Annotated in this window: 14 protein-coding genes and 1 pseudogene; 10 read left to right on the top strand and 5 right to left on the bottom strand. The window is 71.3% G+C overall.

What is annotated here, in order from left to right; translation table 11 throughout:
* Positions 1–102: 102 nt before the first annotated feature.
* The 5 genes from E4099_RS34850 to E4099_RS17815 all read left to right on the top strand — a co-directional run bounded on the left by E4099_RS34850 (position 103) and on the right by E4099_RS17815 (position 4,927).
* Positions 103–699, top strand: coding sequence for a GNAT family N-acetyltransferase (locus tag E4099_RS34850; protein WP_135340073.1), 597 nt, complete (start codon positions 103–105; stop codon positions 697–699).
* A 262-nt stretch (positions 700–961) separates the two neighbouring features.
* Positions 962–1,570 carry a hypothetical protein gene (locus E4099_RS17830; protein WP_135340072.1) on the top strand — a complete coding sequence of 203 codons (609 nt, stop codon included), beginning with the start codon at positions 962–964 and terminating at the stop codon, positions 1,568–1,570.
* Between the two features lie 26 nt (positions 1,571–1,596).
* The gene (locus E4099_RS17825; RefSeq protein WP_135340071.1) at positions 1,597–2,718 is read left to right on the top strand and encodes a hypothetical protein; all 1,122 of its coding nucleotides are present in this window, start codon (positions 1,597–1,599) and stop codon (positions 2,716–2,718) included.
* 203 nt (positions 2,719–2,921) lie between these two features.
* A complete protein-coding gene (locus E4099_RS17820; RefSeq protein ID WP_135340070.1) occupies positions 2,922–3,605 on the top strand; it encodes a GntR family transcriptional regulator in 684 nt (227 codons plus the stop codon).
* Entirely contained in the window at positions 3,602–4,927 is a 1,326-nt protein-coding gene (locus tag E4099_RS17815; RefSeq protein ID WP_135340069.1) for an MFS transporter, read from the top strand. The genes E4099_RS17820 and E4099_RS17815 overlap by 4 nt, the downstream gene beginning before the upstream one ends.
* 112 nt (positions 4,928–5,039) lie before the next feature.
* Here the strand turns inward: E4099_RS17815 and E4099_RS17810 are convergent, their stop codons facing one another.
* A complete protein-coding gene (locus E4099_RS17810) occupies positions 5,040–5,867 on the bottom strand; it encodes a maleylpyruvate isomerase family mycothiol-dependent enzyme (protein ID WP_135340068.1) in 828 nt (275 codons plus the stop codon).
* A gap of 161 nt (positions 5,868–6,028) precedes the next feature.
* On the opposite strand from E4099_RS17810, the gene E4099_RS17805 reads away from it, so the two are divergent.
* Entirely contained in the window at positions 6,029–6,850 is an 822-nt protein-coding gene (locus E4099_RS17805; RefSeq protein ID WP_135340067.1) for a carbon-nitrogen family hydrolase, read from the top strand.
* Between the two features lie 293 nt (positions 6,851–7,143).
* Here E4099_RS17805 and E4099_RS17795 read toward each other — a convergent pair whose 3' ends face one another.
* Both E4099_RS17795 and E4099_RS17785 read right to left on the bottom strand, forming a co-directional pair.
* Positions 7,144–7,983 (bottom strand): hypothetical protein, encoded by an 840-nt coding sequence (locus tag E4099_RS17795; RefSeq protein ID WP_135340065.1) that lies wholly within the window; start codon positions 7,981–7,983, stop codon positions 7,144–7,146.
* A gap of 406 nt (positions 7,984–8,389) precedes the next feature.
* Positions 8,390–9,586, bottom strand: a complete 1,197-nt coding sequence (locus E4099_RS17785) for an NsdA family TPR-like regulatory protein (RefSeq protein ID WP_135340064.1) — start codon at positions 9,584–9,586, stop codon at positions 8,390–8,392.
* A gap of 75 nt (positions 9,587–9,661) precedes the next feature.
* On the opposite strand from E4099_RS17785, the gene E4099_RS34240 reads away from it, so the two are divergent.
* The 4 genes from E4099_RS34240 (at position 9,662) to E4099_RS17760 (ending at position 12,612) form a co-directional block, all read left to right on the top strand.
* Positions 9,662–9,856: a hypothetical protein gene (locus E4099_RS34240; protein ID WP_135340063.1), complete on the top strand. Its 195-nt coding sequence runs from the start codon at positions 9,662–9,664 to the stop codon at positions 9,854–9,856.
* Positions 9,856–10,080, top strand: a complete 225-nt coding sequence (locus tag E4099_RS17775) for a hypothetical protein (RefSeq protein ID WP_135340062.1) — start codon at positions 9,856–9,858, stop codon at positions 10,078–10,080. The genes E4099_RS34240 and E4099_RS17775 overlap by 1 nt, the downstream gene beginning before the upstream one ends.
* 183 nt (positions 10,081–10,263) lie before the next feature.
* Positions 10,264–10,473 carry a DUF397 domain-containing protein gene (locus E4099_RS17770; RefSeq protein ID WP_135340061.1) on the top strand — a complete coding sequence of 70 codons (210 nt, stop codon included), beginning with the start codon at positions 10,264–10,266 and terminating at the stop codon, positions 10,471–10,473.
* Between the two features lie 306 nt (positions 10,474–10,779).
* Positions 10,780–12,612 (top strand): NHL domain-containing thioredoxin family protein, encoded by a 1,833-nt coding sequence (locus E4099_RS17760; RefSeq protein ID WP_135340059.1) that lies wholly within the window; start codon positions 10,780–10,782, stop codon positions 12,610–12,612.
* A 154-nt stretch (positions 12,613–12,766) separates the two neighbouring features.
* On the opposite strand, the gene E4099_RS17755 is transcribed toward E4099_RS17760, so the two are convergent.
* Entirely contained in the window at positions 12,767–13,426 is a 660-nt protein-coding gene (locus E4099_RS17755) for a DUF4232 domain-containing protein (RefSeq protein WP_209446647.1), read from the bottom strand.
* A gap of 250 nt (positions 13,427–13,676) precedes the next feature.
* Positions 13,677–14,759 (bottom strand): annotated as a pseudogene (locus E4099_RS17750) (NB-ARC domain-containing protein); the annotation flags it as partial.

Genomic DNA, 14,759 nt, shown 5'->3' with positions numbered 1-14,759 from the left:
TGAGCAACACCCACCCGTCGCCCGCCACCACCCGCCGCGGAGGCGCTGCGCGCCGCCGTCCGGGCCGCGGCCCCCCATCTGCTCCACCACCGCTCCCGGCTGATGGGCCAGAGCATGCCGGCGCAGGGGGCGGGGCGGGCGCTGCTGGAGCACGCCGTCAATCTGCACGGCGAGGTCTCGCTGGAGGTCTTCGAGCGGAACGAGCGCTCCCGGCGCTTCTACGAGCGGATGGGGTTCACCGAGCACGGGCGGCGGGCGGACGAGGAGACCGGGCACCAGTTGATCGCCCTGCGCCGTCCCGCGCCGCTGGAGTCGGTGGCCTGGCTGTGCGTACGCGACGGTCGGATCCTGAACGTACGGACCCGGGGCCGGGACGCCTTCTACCTGCCCGGCGGGAAGTACGAGCCGGGGGAGACCGCGGCGCAGGCCCTGGTCCGGGAGCTGGCCGAGGAGCTGGGGGTGAGCGTCGCGGCCGAGTCGCTGACCGAGGCGTTCACCGTGCACGACCTGGCTCATGGGCAGGGCGGCCGTCCGCTGCGGATGCGGTGCTTCACCGGCGGTCCGCAGGACGCCGAGCCGGTGCCCGGACGGGAGATCGCCGAGGTGGCCTGGCTGGGACGGGACGACCTGGACCGCTGCGCGCCCGCCTACCGGCAGGTGGTCCGACGGCTGGAGGCGGACGGGGTGCGGGTGAGCTGAACGGCCCCGAACCGACGGCGAGTTCGCGTGGGGGTCACCCGACCGCGTGGGTCCGGAGGGGACCGGTGGCGGGCCGGCCCGGACGGAGGCCGCGCGGGCGGAAGGGGAACCTCGGCCGAACAAAGACGGCATATGCCTGCACGGTAAACACAGTCGGTAGGCGGAGTGACGCCACCGGTAACCCCGGGAACCGATCACCGCTGGTGGTCGTCCTCTGCGTGGCGCGTGTAGTTGGGATGTGGAACTACGGGGGAGGGGCCCCATGGGTGAGCCGAACAAGGGCGACGACAAGCTTCCGGAGCCGCCGGATCAATGGCTGCCGCTGCTTCCGGGGGAGAAGGGCGGCCTGAACGCCCCGCCCCCGCTGGGGACCAAGCTCCCCGGAATGCCCAATATCTACGACCCGTCCGCGCCCCCGCCGTACCGCCCGCTCCCGCCGGGTGTGCAGGGGCCGGTGCCGGCGAACCTGCGGATCGCGGACGGGGTGCTGGAGACCGCCGCCGGCCGGGCGGACTCCGTGCACGACGCCTTCTACAAGGCGGCCGCCTCCCTGGAGGAGCTGACGAACGGGGCGGTCAAGGGCGTGGACGGGCTGGCCACCGCCGACGCCCTCAAGCAGTCCCACAAGCAGTGGGAGGAGCAGTCCGGTCGGGTGACCGCCTGGCTCACCAACATCGCCAAGAGCCTGCGGATGGCGGAGACCACGTACAAGGGCGGCGACAAGGGCGTGAAGGACAGCTTCAGCCCGCTCATTCCCGGAACACAGGGCGTGCAGCCACCCGGCAACCGGCCCTATCTGACCCCGGACGGCTACTACGTGGCGCCCACCACGCCGTACTCCCCGTTCCTGCCGCCGGTCGGGGGTGAGTGATGTCCTCCTCCTTCTGTGAAACGCTCATGGCGGCCGACTTCGGCACCCTCGACTCACTGATCACCAAGTGGGACGAGGTGCACCGGAGCATGGAGAAGCTGCCGGACCGCGTCGGCGACGAAGTCCTCAAACCGCTGAAGGACAAGGGCTACTGGGAGGGCGCCGCGGCCCCCTACGCCTGGACGCAGATCGATGACATCCAGCGTCAGGTGGCGCTCGCGGTCAAGGTGGCGGAGGCCGTGAAGAAGGTGCTCACGGACGGCGTCGGCGAACTCAAGGCGGCGCGCACGGAGGTCAAGGGAGCGATCAGCCGGGCGAAGGAGAAGGGGCTGTACGTCTACCCCGACGGCCGGGTCTCCAAAGTGGCGAAGGACGGCGTGTGCACCGTCGACGGCCCCACCGCGGACGACGTGAAGGTGATCGACCAGGCCCAGGACGAGATCATCGCGGCCCTGCGGAAGGCGCATCTGGCCGATGAGAACCTGGCGTTGACCCTGATGCAGAACGTCGGCGTCGGCGGATGGTTCAACAACAAGCCGCTGCTGACCGACATCAACCACACCGACTCCATCAGCACCGCGCAGACGAACGCGCTGCACCTGGCGATGGACGGCAAGGACCCCCATCCGTCCCGCAACGACGACGACCCGTACGACCTGGGCATCGACTTCGCCACCGGCACCGGGGACAAGCACCAGGACTTCACCAACGGCGACCGCTTCACCGAGCTGATCCAGCGCAGCGAGAGCATGAAGGACATCCGCAAGCAGACCCTGGACGGCTGGAAGAACGGCGAGGGCAACGGAGACGCGGCCTACTCCATATCCAAGGACGGCTACTTCGGCGCGGGCAAGAAGCTGATCCTGGAGGACCTGCCGGCCATCGTCACCGGCGACGACGACGGACTCGGGCAGGCGTACCTCGGCTCGTACAACGTCAAGTACGAGGTCACGGGGGAGCATCCGGACGGCTCGGTGACCGTGCGGTACACCCTGGACAACACCACCAGCGTGGCCTCGGTGACCCACTACCTCGGCTACCACTCCTGGCAGGACAAGCTGAACCACGACAGCGGTCCTACCCGGAACATCACCCAGACCGTCACCTGGACCGAGGTACTCAACCCGGACGGCACCCGGAAGGAGTGACGGCGGGACGTCGGGGCCCTGGGCCGGGTCCTCGGCACGGTGGACCCGCACGGGGCCCGGTGCCGCAGCCGTCCCGGCGAGGGCTCGGGCGCCGTCGGCCCGCACGGTCTCCCGGCGGGCAGGGCGCAGCCCCATCCGTATGCGCCCGTCCGCATACTGAAACGCCGCTGCGGACGTATACCTGATGTATCTATGCTGTGCGCATGCCCTCGACCACTGTTCCCGCACCCGCCGGAAAGTCCCCCACCGTCAAGCGCCCCCCGGCCGCCGAGCGCGTCTACTCGCACGTCAAGCAGGCCGTCCTGGACCGCAGCTACGAGGGCGGCACGCTGCTCACCGAGGGGGATCTGGCGGAGGCCGTCGGGGTCTCCCGCACCCCCGTGCGCGAGGCCCTGCTCCGGCTGGAGGTCGAGGGGCTGATCAAGCTGTACCCCAAGAAGGGCGCCCTGGTGCTGCCGGTCTCCGTGCAGGAGATCGCGGATGTGGTCGAGACCCGCCAGCTGATCGAGGAGCACGCCGCCCGCCGGGCGACCCCCGCCCCGGCGGCCCTGATCGCCCGGCTGGAGGAGCTGCTGGAGCGGCAGAAGCGGGAGGCGGCGGCCGGGGACCTGGCGGCCGTGTCGGTCAGCGACCGCTGCTTCCACGCCGAGATCGTGCGCCATGCCGGCAACCAGATCCTGATCCGCCTCTACGACCAGTTGCGCGACCGTCAGCTGCGGATGGGCGTGGCCGTGATGCACGCCCATCCGGACCGGGTCGCCAGGAACATCGCCGAGCACACCGAGATCCTGGACGCGCTGCGCGGCGACGATCCCGAGGCCGCCGCCGCCGTGGTGCACCGGCACGTCGACGGGGTGACCGACCTGGCCCGGGGTGAGGCCCGATGAGCCCCGCCGACTCGTCCCGCAGCGAAGGAGGGCCGTCCCTGCCCGGTGACCCACCCGGCGGGCGGCGGGCGGTGGCCGTGTGGGGCCTGGGCGTCGCCGTCTACTTCGTCGCCATCACCTACCGCACCAGCCTGGGCGTGGCCGGACTGGACGCCGCCGACCGCTTCCACATCAACGCCTCCGCGCTCTCCACCTTCTCCCTGCTCCAACTGCTGGTCTACGCGGGCATGCAGATACCCGTGGGCCTGCTGATCGACCGGCTGGGCACCCGCAAGGTGCTGACGATGGGCATCGTGCTGTACACCGCCGGGCAGTTCGGCTTCGCGCTCTCCGGCTCCTACGGTTCGGCGCTGGCCTCCCGCGCGCTGCTGGGCTGCGGTGACGCGATGACCTTCATCAGCGTGCTGCGGCTGGGCGCCCGCTGGTTCCCGGCCCGCCGCGGACCGCTGATAGGCCAGATCGCGGCGCTGATCGGCATGGCCGGCAACCTCATCTCGACCCTGGTCCTGGCCCAACTGCTGCACCGCTTCGGCTGGACCCCGACCTTCGCCGGCAGCGCCTGCGGCGGGCTGCTGGTGCTCGTACTGGCCGTGCTCTTCCTCCGGGACCACCCCGAGGGGTACGAGCCGGCCCCCGTCGCCGCCCGCGCCGAGAAGGGCTACGTACGGAGCCAGATCGCGGCGGCCTGGCGGGAGCCCGGCACCCGCCTGGGCATGTGGGTGCACTTCACCACGCAGTTCCCGGCGATGGTCTTCCTGCTGCTGTGGGGCATGCCGTTCCTGGTGGAGGCGGAGGGGGTGTCCCGGGCCCGGGCCGGTGAGCTGCTCACCCTGGTGGTGCTGGCCAACATGGCGATCGGCCTGGTCTACGGGCAGATCATCGCCCGGCACCACGCCGCCCGCACCCCCCTGGTCCTGGGCACGCTGGCCGCCACCGCGGTGCTGTGGGCCTCGGTGCTGGCCTGGCCCGGCGCGCACGCCCCCGGCTGGCTGCTGATCACGCTGTGCGCGGTGCTCGGTGCCTGCGGTCCGGCCTCCATGATCGGCTTCGACTTCGCCCGCCCGGCCAATCCACCGGAGCGCGCCGGCACCGCCTCCGGCATCGTCAACATGGGCGGCTTCATGGCCTCCATGTCCACCCTGCTGGCCATCGGGGTGCTGCTGGACGCCACCGGCGACAACTACCGGGCCGCCTTCGCCTCGGTCTTCGTCATCCAGGCCCTCGGCCTCAGCCAGATCCTCCGGCTGCGCGGCCGGGCCCACCAGCGGGAGCGCGAGCGGGTGGTGGCAAGCCGGGTGGAAGCGGTGCACGTACCGGCCTGACGGCCACCACCGCGCCCACCGCCATCGCCCGACGGCCGACCGGCCCCCGGACGCGCTCCGGCCCCCGGGAACCTGCTCCCGGGGGCCGGAGTGTCATGCCGAACGCCCGCGCTTACGGGGTGATCGCGAAGTTCCGCAGGATCGCGTCGGCCAGTTCCGGGTCACCGTCGATCTTGAGCTGTCCGGCCACCGCCGCCGGGCGCACCCGTCCGGCGGCCAGCCGCACATAGGTCTCCCAGTCCATGGCGAGGGTCACCGTCGGACCCAGCGAGACGCTGGAGTCCAGGGTGCCCCTGCCCTGCGCGTCCACCCGGACCGTACGGATGAACTCCATCGGGCCGCTCACATCGAGGACCACCGAGGAATCGGCCGGCGCGGCGGCCTTCTTGGCGACCACCTTGGGCAGCCCGGACAGCAGCCGCTCCTGGACGATCTGCGCACCCGGCGAGTCCAGGTTGCCGGGCGTGCCCAGGGCCCGGCGCAGATCCTGCTCGTGCAGCCACACGTCGAACACCCGGATCCGCAGCGCCTCTTCGAGGGTGGTCTCCATGCCCGGCAGCGGGCCGCGCACGGTGGCGTCCGGCTCCCGCTTCTCGTTCCGCAGCTGCCGGGAGCGGCGGATGATGGTGTACTCCAGCTCGGAGGTCATCTCCGGGGCGGTGTGGCAGCGCCGCACATCGACCTGGACCTCCATGTACCGGGAGAGCTCGTCCTTGATGTGGAACAGGTCGCGGGGGAGCGTGTGGATGGGCCGCGGATCGCCCAGCATCTCGCACTCCAGGCCGATGACATGCGACACGACGTCGCGCACCGACCATCCCGGCAGCTCGGTGGCCCGGTTCCACTCGCCCTCGACGAGTGGGTTCACCAGTGCGGAGATCGCCTCGATGGAATGGGTCCAGGCGTCTATGGAGGTCTGAAGGCTGGGATGGACGGTCACGGGACCCCTCGGACGGTTCGGTACGCGGGCTGGTTGCTCTCAGGCGTTTATCCGGGTGCTCTCAGGCGTTTAAGTTACGCTGCGCGAGGGCGCCCCGGCAGTGGTTTCGCCTCCGATCGTAGGCCCCAGCAGTCGGCTCGATATCCGAGAGCGGTGGTAGTGTGCGCGCCTCCCTGATCCAGATCGGTGTGGACCCGGACGAGTCGGTGGAAAACCGTCGCGCGCGGGTGGCGGGCCTGGTACGCGAACAGGTCGGCGCGGACCTGGTGGTCCTGCCCGAACTCTGGCCCGTCGGCGCCTTCGCGTACGAGTCCTTCGCGGCCGAGGCGGAGAGCCTGGGCGGACCCACCGCACAGGCCATGGCGGCGGCCGCCCGGGACGCGGGGGTGTGGCTGCACGCGGGATCGATCGTGGAACGGGGTGTGCGGGGCGAGCCGACGGGCGCCGCCGAAGAGGGACCGCTCTACAACACCTCGCTGCTCTTCTCCCCGGACGGCCGGCTGGAGCGTACCTACCGCAAGATCCACCGCTTCGGCTTCGACCAGGGCGAGGCGGTGCTGATGAGCGCGGGTGCGGACCCGGTCACCGCCCAGCTCCCGGGCGCCGTCGCGGGCCTGGCCACCTGCTACGACCTGCGCTTCCCGGAGCTGTTCCGGCTGCTGGTGGACGCCGGGGCGCAGCTGCTGGTGATTCCGGCGGGGTGGCCCGCCCGCCGCCGCGAGCACTGGACCCTGCTGGCCCGTGCCCGCGCGGTGGAGAACCAGGCGTACGTGCTGGCCTGCGGCACCGCCGGCACCCACGCCGGGGTGGAGCAGGCGGGGCACAGCATCGTGGTCGACCCCTGGGGCGAGGTGCTCGCCGAAGCGGGGCCGGGAGAGCAGGTGCTGACGGTGGACCTGGACCTGGACCGGGTGGCCCGTACCCGCGCCGACTTCCCCGCCCTCCGCGACCGCGTCCTGGGCCTGCCGGCACCGCGGGGGTGACCGCGCTCCCGGCCGGGGCCGCACGACGCGCCGGCCGGTCGGCCCGGGAAGCGGCTCGGGCCCGGAGACCGCAATCGGGCGTTGGCCTCGCCCGCCCCCCGCCGTGCCCGTGTCCGCGCCCCCGAGCTGATCGGCAAGGGCGGCTGGCTGAACACCGGCGGCACCGAACTCGCCCTCGCCGACCTGCGAGGGCGCATTGTAATCCTGGACTTCTGGAAGTTCACAACTAACCATGGAACTTCCAGAAGACAGTCCATATCAGTCTGTTTTCCCTGCCGCTATTGCACACCTTGTTAGCCGATGGCGGCGATCTGGTATGCAGGGCCGCCGATCCTGGTCCAGGAGGTCCCCTTACCGTCGTACCGGTACACCGCGCTGTTGTCAAAGGCCAGGCCATATACCGTCTCGTCGGTGATCTCCAAGAACGCATTTCTGGGGCCGCCAATGAGCCTCCAGGCCCCGGGGTTACCGGTGTAGGCGTATAGATCGAAGTTTGCCTCAGGCGGAGCCGTGGCTACCAGCCCCCAGCCCCCAGCGGCAATGCTGCTAGCGGCGCCGCCGATTGGAGTCCAGGTGTTTCCGAATCCGTCGTACTGGTACACCGTGTTTTTGTCGGTGGCCAGTCTGTAAACTGTGTCCGCGCCGACCGCAAACTCGTAGCTATCGGGAGCGATCAGATCCCAGTCCCCAGGGTTACCGGTGTAGCGGTAGGCATCGAAGGTCTGAGAATCCTGGGCTACCAGCCCCCAGCTTCCGCCCCAAGCCTGCCTAGCGGGACCGCGGATTCTGCTCCAAGAGGGTTCGGACCCATCGAAGCCGTCGAACTCATACATATCGCCCCCGCCGACGGTCGACAGCAGCTTGTACACCGTGTCGTCCGTAACTATGTGGCTACCCCCTTCACTAGCAGGGCCATTGGTGGGAGAGATGAGTTCCCATTCGCCAGATTCACCGGAGTAACTGTATTCGTTGGGGCCGTAAGCCGTGGCCACCAATCCCCAACCCCCTCCCCAGACCTGGATAAAGCTCTGGCTACCGGGGCCGCCGATATTCGTCCACGAACTCCCGGAGCCGTCGTACCGGTAGACGCTCGTTCTGTCCGGGGCTACCGCGCAGATGGTGCTAGTGCTCATCTCATTACCTCGTTCTCGTAGGCGCGATCCCGGCTCGGGTTCGGTGTGCCGCACCTGCACCGAGCTGACAAGGGCCGCACAGCAGGTCGAGGTCTCGGGTTCGTCGTCAGATCAAGACCAGCATGAACGCGTTTGAATAAGATCGCAAAAGCTACCCAGATTGAACTGGTCGGGTCGGCCTGCTGGCATCTCGCGAGAAGTTCGCCGACATTGTGAAGGACTTTCGCGACACCGAGCGCTCGGGGGAGGTTGTACGGGCGGACGGCCGACTGTGATGGACGCTGACAAGCTCGCTGCGGCCAAGGCGCGCCGAGCTCAGGGGGAGAGTGTCCCGACCTGTTCAGAGAGGCTGTCCATCCGTGGTGGTGGGCGGTCTCTTGCTGTCCGACCTCAGTTCGACGTCGCCTCACGCGGTGTTCTCCAGCAGCGCGCGTACCTCGGGCACGTTGCGAAACTCCTCAAGCCGTGCGAGTACGACTTGCACGCGCGATGCGGTGCGTTCGCTGGCCACCCCTGCGGACAGGGAGATGACGCGCTCTGCCGTCGCTGCTGCCTCCTCTGGTTCGTTGGCGTCCGCCAGCGCGAGGGCAAGCCATGACAGGTAAAGAGCCAGTTCGCGCGCGTGCGTTGCGTTGTAGCGGCTGAGCACTTTCTGTAGCAGGGGGACGGCGCGGAGGGGGCGTTGCAGCTCCGTGTAGACGCGCGCTTCCATGATCTGTAGCTCTCCGGAGTCCACCCAGTAGAGGTAGTCGGGCTCGTCCTCTCCGCCGTGCTCCGTGAGTGTGTCGTTGGCTTCGTTGACAGCGCGCATGGCTGCCTGATCTTCACCTGCGTTGGTGTAGGCCCAGGCCACCCGGTCGAGGTAGAGAGCGCGCGCCCGTGGTGGTGCGTCACTGGCGCTGTCCAGCGCCGCACGGGCCATGGAGAGCCCTTCCTGCACGTCCCCCGTGTTCGTCCGCTGATAGGCCAGCGAGCCCAACAAGTTGCCTGCCAGGGTCGCGTTTCCCGCCGTGTGTGCTGCCGACAAGCCAAGTCGGTAGATCCGTTCGGCTGCGGCGTGCTGTCCGGCGTCGCTGGCGATCCATCCTGCGATTTGCGCCAATTCCCCGATGACTTGCAGCAGCAACTGGCCGACCAGTTCTGTGTGAGTTCCTTCGCGAAACAGCCTTACAGCGGATCGGAGTTCGCGGAGTGCGGGGCGCAGCAAATCACCCCCTGCAATCACGTCGTCAGCAAGCCTCAGCCCGTGTACGCGCCGCTGTAGGTCCCTCACAGCATCAGTCCCGACGCGTCGGCCCTGGCGAGCGCTGAGAGGGGCCAGCGGGTCGCCCTTGGGTAAGTAGTCGTCCAGTATCGGCAATGGAGGCTCAACGGGCGTCTGTACCCCCGTGAGCACGTCCACGTGGATGCTGAGGGCGGCGGCGAGGAACGGTAGCCATTCACGCGGCGTGCGCTTCCCCGTCTCCCATCGGCTGATCTCCTGGCGGCCGACCGGCTCCCCCTGGACACCAGCGGTCCGGCAGACCCCCTGTGCTAGACGTGCCTGACTCCATCCGTGCCGCTTGCGCTCGCGCCGGATGTTGGCCCCGATGCTGCTGCCCATGTGCCAAGTCTGGCCGACAGTTGGCCTACACAGGGCCGCTAGTGACAGATCCACCCCGGCCCGACGCTGTACGGCATGACCGAACCGACGCGATACAGCACGGCACCGGTTGAACTGCCGTTGCAGCCGGACCTGGAGCCGACCCCGGTTGAGGGGTGCGCGGGGTGCGCCGAACTCGCTGCCGTGCGGGACTGTGCACGCGCCGGTGGCGACAGCGTGACCGTGGCCGAATGCAACGCCCGTCTGCGACGGCACCCCGAGGGCCACTGATGGTCACGCGGAAGGACATCGGGCAGCGGGTCGAGGACGAGTTCGGCCGGGTCGGCATCCTGCGCGACGTGATCAAGGATTGGGAGGACCCCGCAGCGCTGCCGTGGGAGCGCCGGAGGCAGACGGTCGCGTTCATCGGGCATGAACGTAGTGGCTGTGAGTGGGTCGTTCCTTCCGAGGAAGTGCAGCGAGCGGACGCCCCGGGCTCGCCGAGGCTCACCTGATCTCCGCCCTTGCCGGACGTGTCCGCAGAGGTGGGTGTTCCCCCGACATCAGGAAACCCCGGCATGGGCGGTGTCCAACCCCCGTCCCGGCCGCTCAGCAGCAGGAAGGGCTAGCGGCCGGGGCGGGTTCGCAAGACGGTGCGGGGACCGACTCCCCGCTGATCGGCGAAGGGATCAGGCACCATGAGCACACCCCCCGAGTTCGAGTTCCGCACGTCCAGTGCGTGCAAGTACGACCCCAACGACCGCCGCTGCGTCGAGGTGGCGACGAACGTCGCCGGCAAGGTGGCCGTCCGCAACTCCGTGACCGGTGAGGCGGTCGAGTTCACGGCGGTTGAGTGGATCGACTTCCTGTCCGGTGCCAAGCTGGGAGAGTTCGACTTGTCTGCCTAGGGAGACACCGTGCACACGTGCCCACGCTGCGGCAGCGATGCGGTACCGGACCCGGAACACGCGCGGGTGATCTGCTGCCTGTCGTGCTGGCACACGTGGGCACTCCCGAAGGACACCCACTGTCCGGGGTTCTTGCCCCGGCTCATGCCCGCGCTGAGGGTGCTGGACGAATACCGGGACCTGAACCGCTAGGTCCCGCACGGTCCCGTCCGTACGCTGCCCCGGTGGCGTAGGGGCGGGGCTACCGCCTGTCATCGCCCGGAGACCGCAATCGGGCGTTCACACCCGGATGGCACCCTTGGGGCCATGAACGCTGCCTCGCCCGCCCCCCGCCGTGCCCGTGTCCGCGCCCCCGAGCTGATCGGCAAGGGCGGCTGGCTGAACACCGGCGGCACCCAGCTCACCCTCGCCGACCTGCGAGGGCGCATCGTGATCCTGGACTTCTGGACCTTCTGCTGTGTGAACTGCCTGCACGTCCTGGACGAGCTGCGGGAGCTGGAGGAGAAGCACCGGGACACCGTGGTGATCGTCGGCGTGCACTCGCCGAAGTTCGTGCACGAGGCCGAGCACCAGGCGGTGGTGGACGCCGTGGAGCGCTACGAGGTGCACCACCCGGTGCTGGACGACCCCGAGCTGGCCACCTGGAAGCAGTACGCGGTACGGGCCTGGCCCACGCTGGTGGTCATCGACCCGGAGGGGTACGTGGTCGCCCAGCACGCCGGCGAGGGGCACGCGCACGCCCTCGCCGCCCTGGTCGAGGAGCTGGAGGCCGAGCACACCGCCAAGGGCACCCTGCGGCGCGGGGACGGGCCGTACGTGGCCCCCGAGCCGGAAGCCACCGAGCTGCGCTTCCCCGGCAAGGCGCTGCTGCTGCCCACCGGCACCTTCCTGGTCTCCGACACCACCCGGCACGCCCTGGTGGAGCTGGCCGCCGACGGGGAGACCGTGCTGCGCCGGATCGGCAGCGGGGAGCGCGGGCTGCTGGACGGGCCCGCCGAGCACGCCAGGTTCAGCGAGCCGCAGGGGCTGGCCCTGCTGCCGGACGGCACCGTCGCGGTCGCCGACACCGTCAACCACGCGCTGCGCAGCTTCGACCCGGCGACCGGCGAGGTCGGCACCCTGGCCGGGACCGGCCGCCAGTGGTGGCAGGGTTCGCCCACCGCGGGTCCCGCCCGGGAGGTGGCGCTCTCCTCGCCGTGGGACGTGGCCTGGTTCGCGGACCGGCTGTGGATCGCGATGGCCGGCGTCCACCAGCTGTGGACGTACGACCCCGAGGCCGGGACGGTCGCGGTGGCCGCCGGCACCACCAACGAGGGTCTGGTCGACGGGCCCGCCGAAGAGGCCTGGTTCGCCCAGCCGTCCGGGCTCGCCGCCACCGCCGACCGGCTGTGGATCGCCGACTCGGAGACCTCCGCGGTCCGCTGGGTGGAGCGGGACGGTACCGGCTTCGCGGTGCGCACCGCGGTCGGCACCGGGCTCTTCGACTTCGGGCACCGCGACGGCCCCGCCGAGCAGGCCCTCCTCCAGCACCCACTGGGCGTCACCGCGCTGCCCGACGGCTCGGTCGCGGTCAGCGACACCTACAACCACGCGCTGCGCCGCTTCGACCCGGCCACCGGCGAGGTCAGCACCCTCGCCACGGATCTGCGGGAGCCCTCCGACGCGGTGCTGGTGGAGGGGGACATCGTGGTGGTCGAGTCCGCCCGGCACCGGCTCACCCGGCTGCGGCTGCCGGAGGAGGCGGTGCGGGTCGAGGCCGTGGCGCACCGCACCCAGCGCGCCGCCACCGAGATCGCTCCGGGCACCCTCCGCCTCGACGTGGTCTTCCAGGCCCCGACGGGCCAGAAGCTGGACACCAGGTACGGCCCCTCCACCCGCCTGCTGGTCAGCTCCACCCCGCCCGAGCTGCTGGCGGACGGCGCCGGGACCGGCACCGAGCTGAGCCGGGACCTGCTGCTGGCGGAGGGGGTCACCGAGGGCGTGCTGCATGTCTCGGCGATGGCCGCGTCCTGCGACGACGACCCGGACAACCCCTACCCGGCCTGCCATGTGCACCAGCAGGACTGGGGCGTGCCGATCCGGGTCACCGAGACGGGCGCGAGCCGACTTCCGCTGGTGCTGGCCGGGTTGGACGCGTAACGCGGGGACGCCCGGGGCCCGCGCCTTCACCTGCGGTGCGCCTGAGCCTGCGCCTGGGCCCCCGCCCCCTCGGGCCCGTGCCCGTGCCCGTGCCTGGGCCCGGGCCCGCGGCGCGCCCGCGCTGGGGGTGAGCCGTCTCCCGCCCGGTGGCGGGCTATCCGGCCTGCGGCGCGGCCGTGGCGGGGGCGATGGTGGAGCGCCAGTGGGTGACGCGAGCGGAGTCGTCCACGATCAGCTGCCGCGGCAGGGGGAGCCATACGGTGCCGTCGGCGGCGCCCGGTCCGGTGGGGTAGACCGCCAGGGCGGAGGCGGCGCGCGGCCGCTCACCGGCGCCGGCGGCCGCGGCGTACACGATGGCCGCGTAGGCGGACTTGCCCGGGGCCAGGGTGGGGGCCGACCCGGGCCCGCTCCCGCTGTCCACGGCGATGGCGGTCCGCTCCCGGCCGAACCGCACCTCGGGGTGGCCCTCGGCGGCACAGGTGGTGCGGGAGGTGTTGGTGGCCCGCAGCACCAGGCGGCTCGGCGGGTTGGTGAGCGTACTGACGCGCAGGGCCAGTTGATCGGTGGTGCAGGTGGCCGTGCGGATGCCGGAGGGGGTGGCCTCCCCGGTCGGGCGCGGGCCGCGGCCGGCGGGCTGCGCGTCCACGACGGCCTCGGCCCGGCCGTCGGCGAACGAGGTGTCCGCCCGGCCGTCGGTGCGTACGCCGCCCGCGCCGTCGCCGCAGGCGGAGATGACGGTCAGCACGGCGACCGCGGTCACGCCCACGGCGGCGAGGCGAAGGGCGCGGTCACTGCGACCCATGGCGGCGTTCATGGCAGATCCCCCCGACTGATGGCCTTTCTCAGTACGGGAACGAGCCTGCCGTGCCCCGTTGCCGCCCTGCTAACGCCTCGCTAACGCCCTTGCTCCCGGGCGCGGGAGGTAGTCGGGCGGCGGGGCGGCCTGCGGCCTCGGGGCCGCGGAGGGCTCCGGGGTCCACCAGGCGGCGAGGGGGTGGGCCGCCGCCTGGTGGATCTCGGGCCCGCGTGCCGGACCTGGGAGGGGGTCCGGGGAGCGGCCCGGGCTAGGTGTTCTGCCCGGGGTGGTGCTGGTCCTTCTGCTCCTTGTCCTGGGCGAAGAGCTTCACCAGGTCGCTCATGACGTACCGGTTGGTGGCCTCCTCGTCGATCAGGTGCACCTCGGCGAGCCGGTCCAGCGCGTCCCGGGTCAGCTCCGGGTCGGAACCGGCGAGCGCGGCGACCGCCCCGGCGTCCACCTCCCGGGCGAAGCTGCTGCCCAGGGTGGCCAGGAGCCGTACGTCGTCGGCGGAGAGCCGGGCGACCGAGGCGTGCAGGGCCGCGGCCACCCCGGTGTCCTCCGCCGACAGCAGTGCCAGCCGCTGCCGTTCGTCGCGCAGGGCCGCGGCCAGCCGGGCGAGCCGCCACCGCGGGCGCACGGTGAGCTGGGCGGCGGCCGCCCGCAGCGCCAGCGGCAGGCCGTTGCAGAGTGCGACCAGCTCCTGCGCCGCCGCCGGGTCCTCGGCGACCCGCTCGGGCCCGAGTACGGCGCCGAGCAGGGCCACCCCGTCGTCGGGGCCGAGCGAGTGCAGCCGCACGGACCGCGCCGAGTCGGTCACCACCAGCCCGTCCAGCCGGCTCCGGCTGGTGACCAGGGTCGCGCAGTGCGGTCCGGCCGGCAGCAGCGGCCGTACCTGCGCGGAGCTGCGGGCGTTGTCGAGGACCACCAGCAGGGCGCGGTCGGCGGCGATCGAGCGGTAGAGCGCGGACGCGCCCTCCACCGACTCCGGGATCCGGTCCGCCGGCACACCCAGCGCCAGCAGGAAGTCCCTGAGCACCTGGGCCGGATGCGCCTCCTCGCCGCCGCTGAAGCCGCGCAGGTCGGCGAAGAGCCGCCCGTGCGGGAAGGCCTCGTGCCGGCTGTAGGCCCAGCGCACGGCCAGCGCGGTCTTGCCGACGCCGGCCGGACCGGTGACCAGGACCACGGCGCTGTCCGAGACCGAGCCGTCCATCCCGCCGAGATCCTCGGGCCGGGCCCACTGCGGGGTGTGCCCGGTGGCGGCCTGGGCGGGCTGGGCCAGCCGGGTCAGCTCCGCCAACTCCGCCGCCCGGCCCAGGAACCCGGCCGGCGGGCGGGGCAGCAGCTGGGG

The organism is Streptomyces palmae (assembly GCF_004684805.1).
Classification (GTDB): domain Bacteria; phylum Actinomycetota; class Actinomycetes; order Streptomycetales; family Streptomycetaceae; genus Streptomyces; species Streptomyces palmae.
Note: the sequence above shows the minus strand (reverse complement) of the source record. Positions and strands in the feature narration are given on the sequence as shown.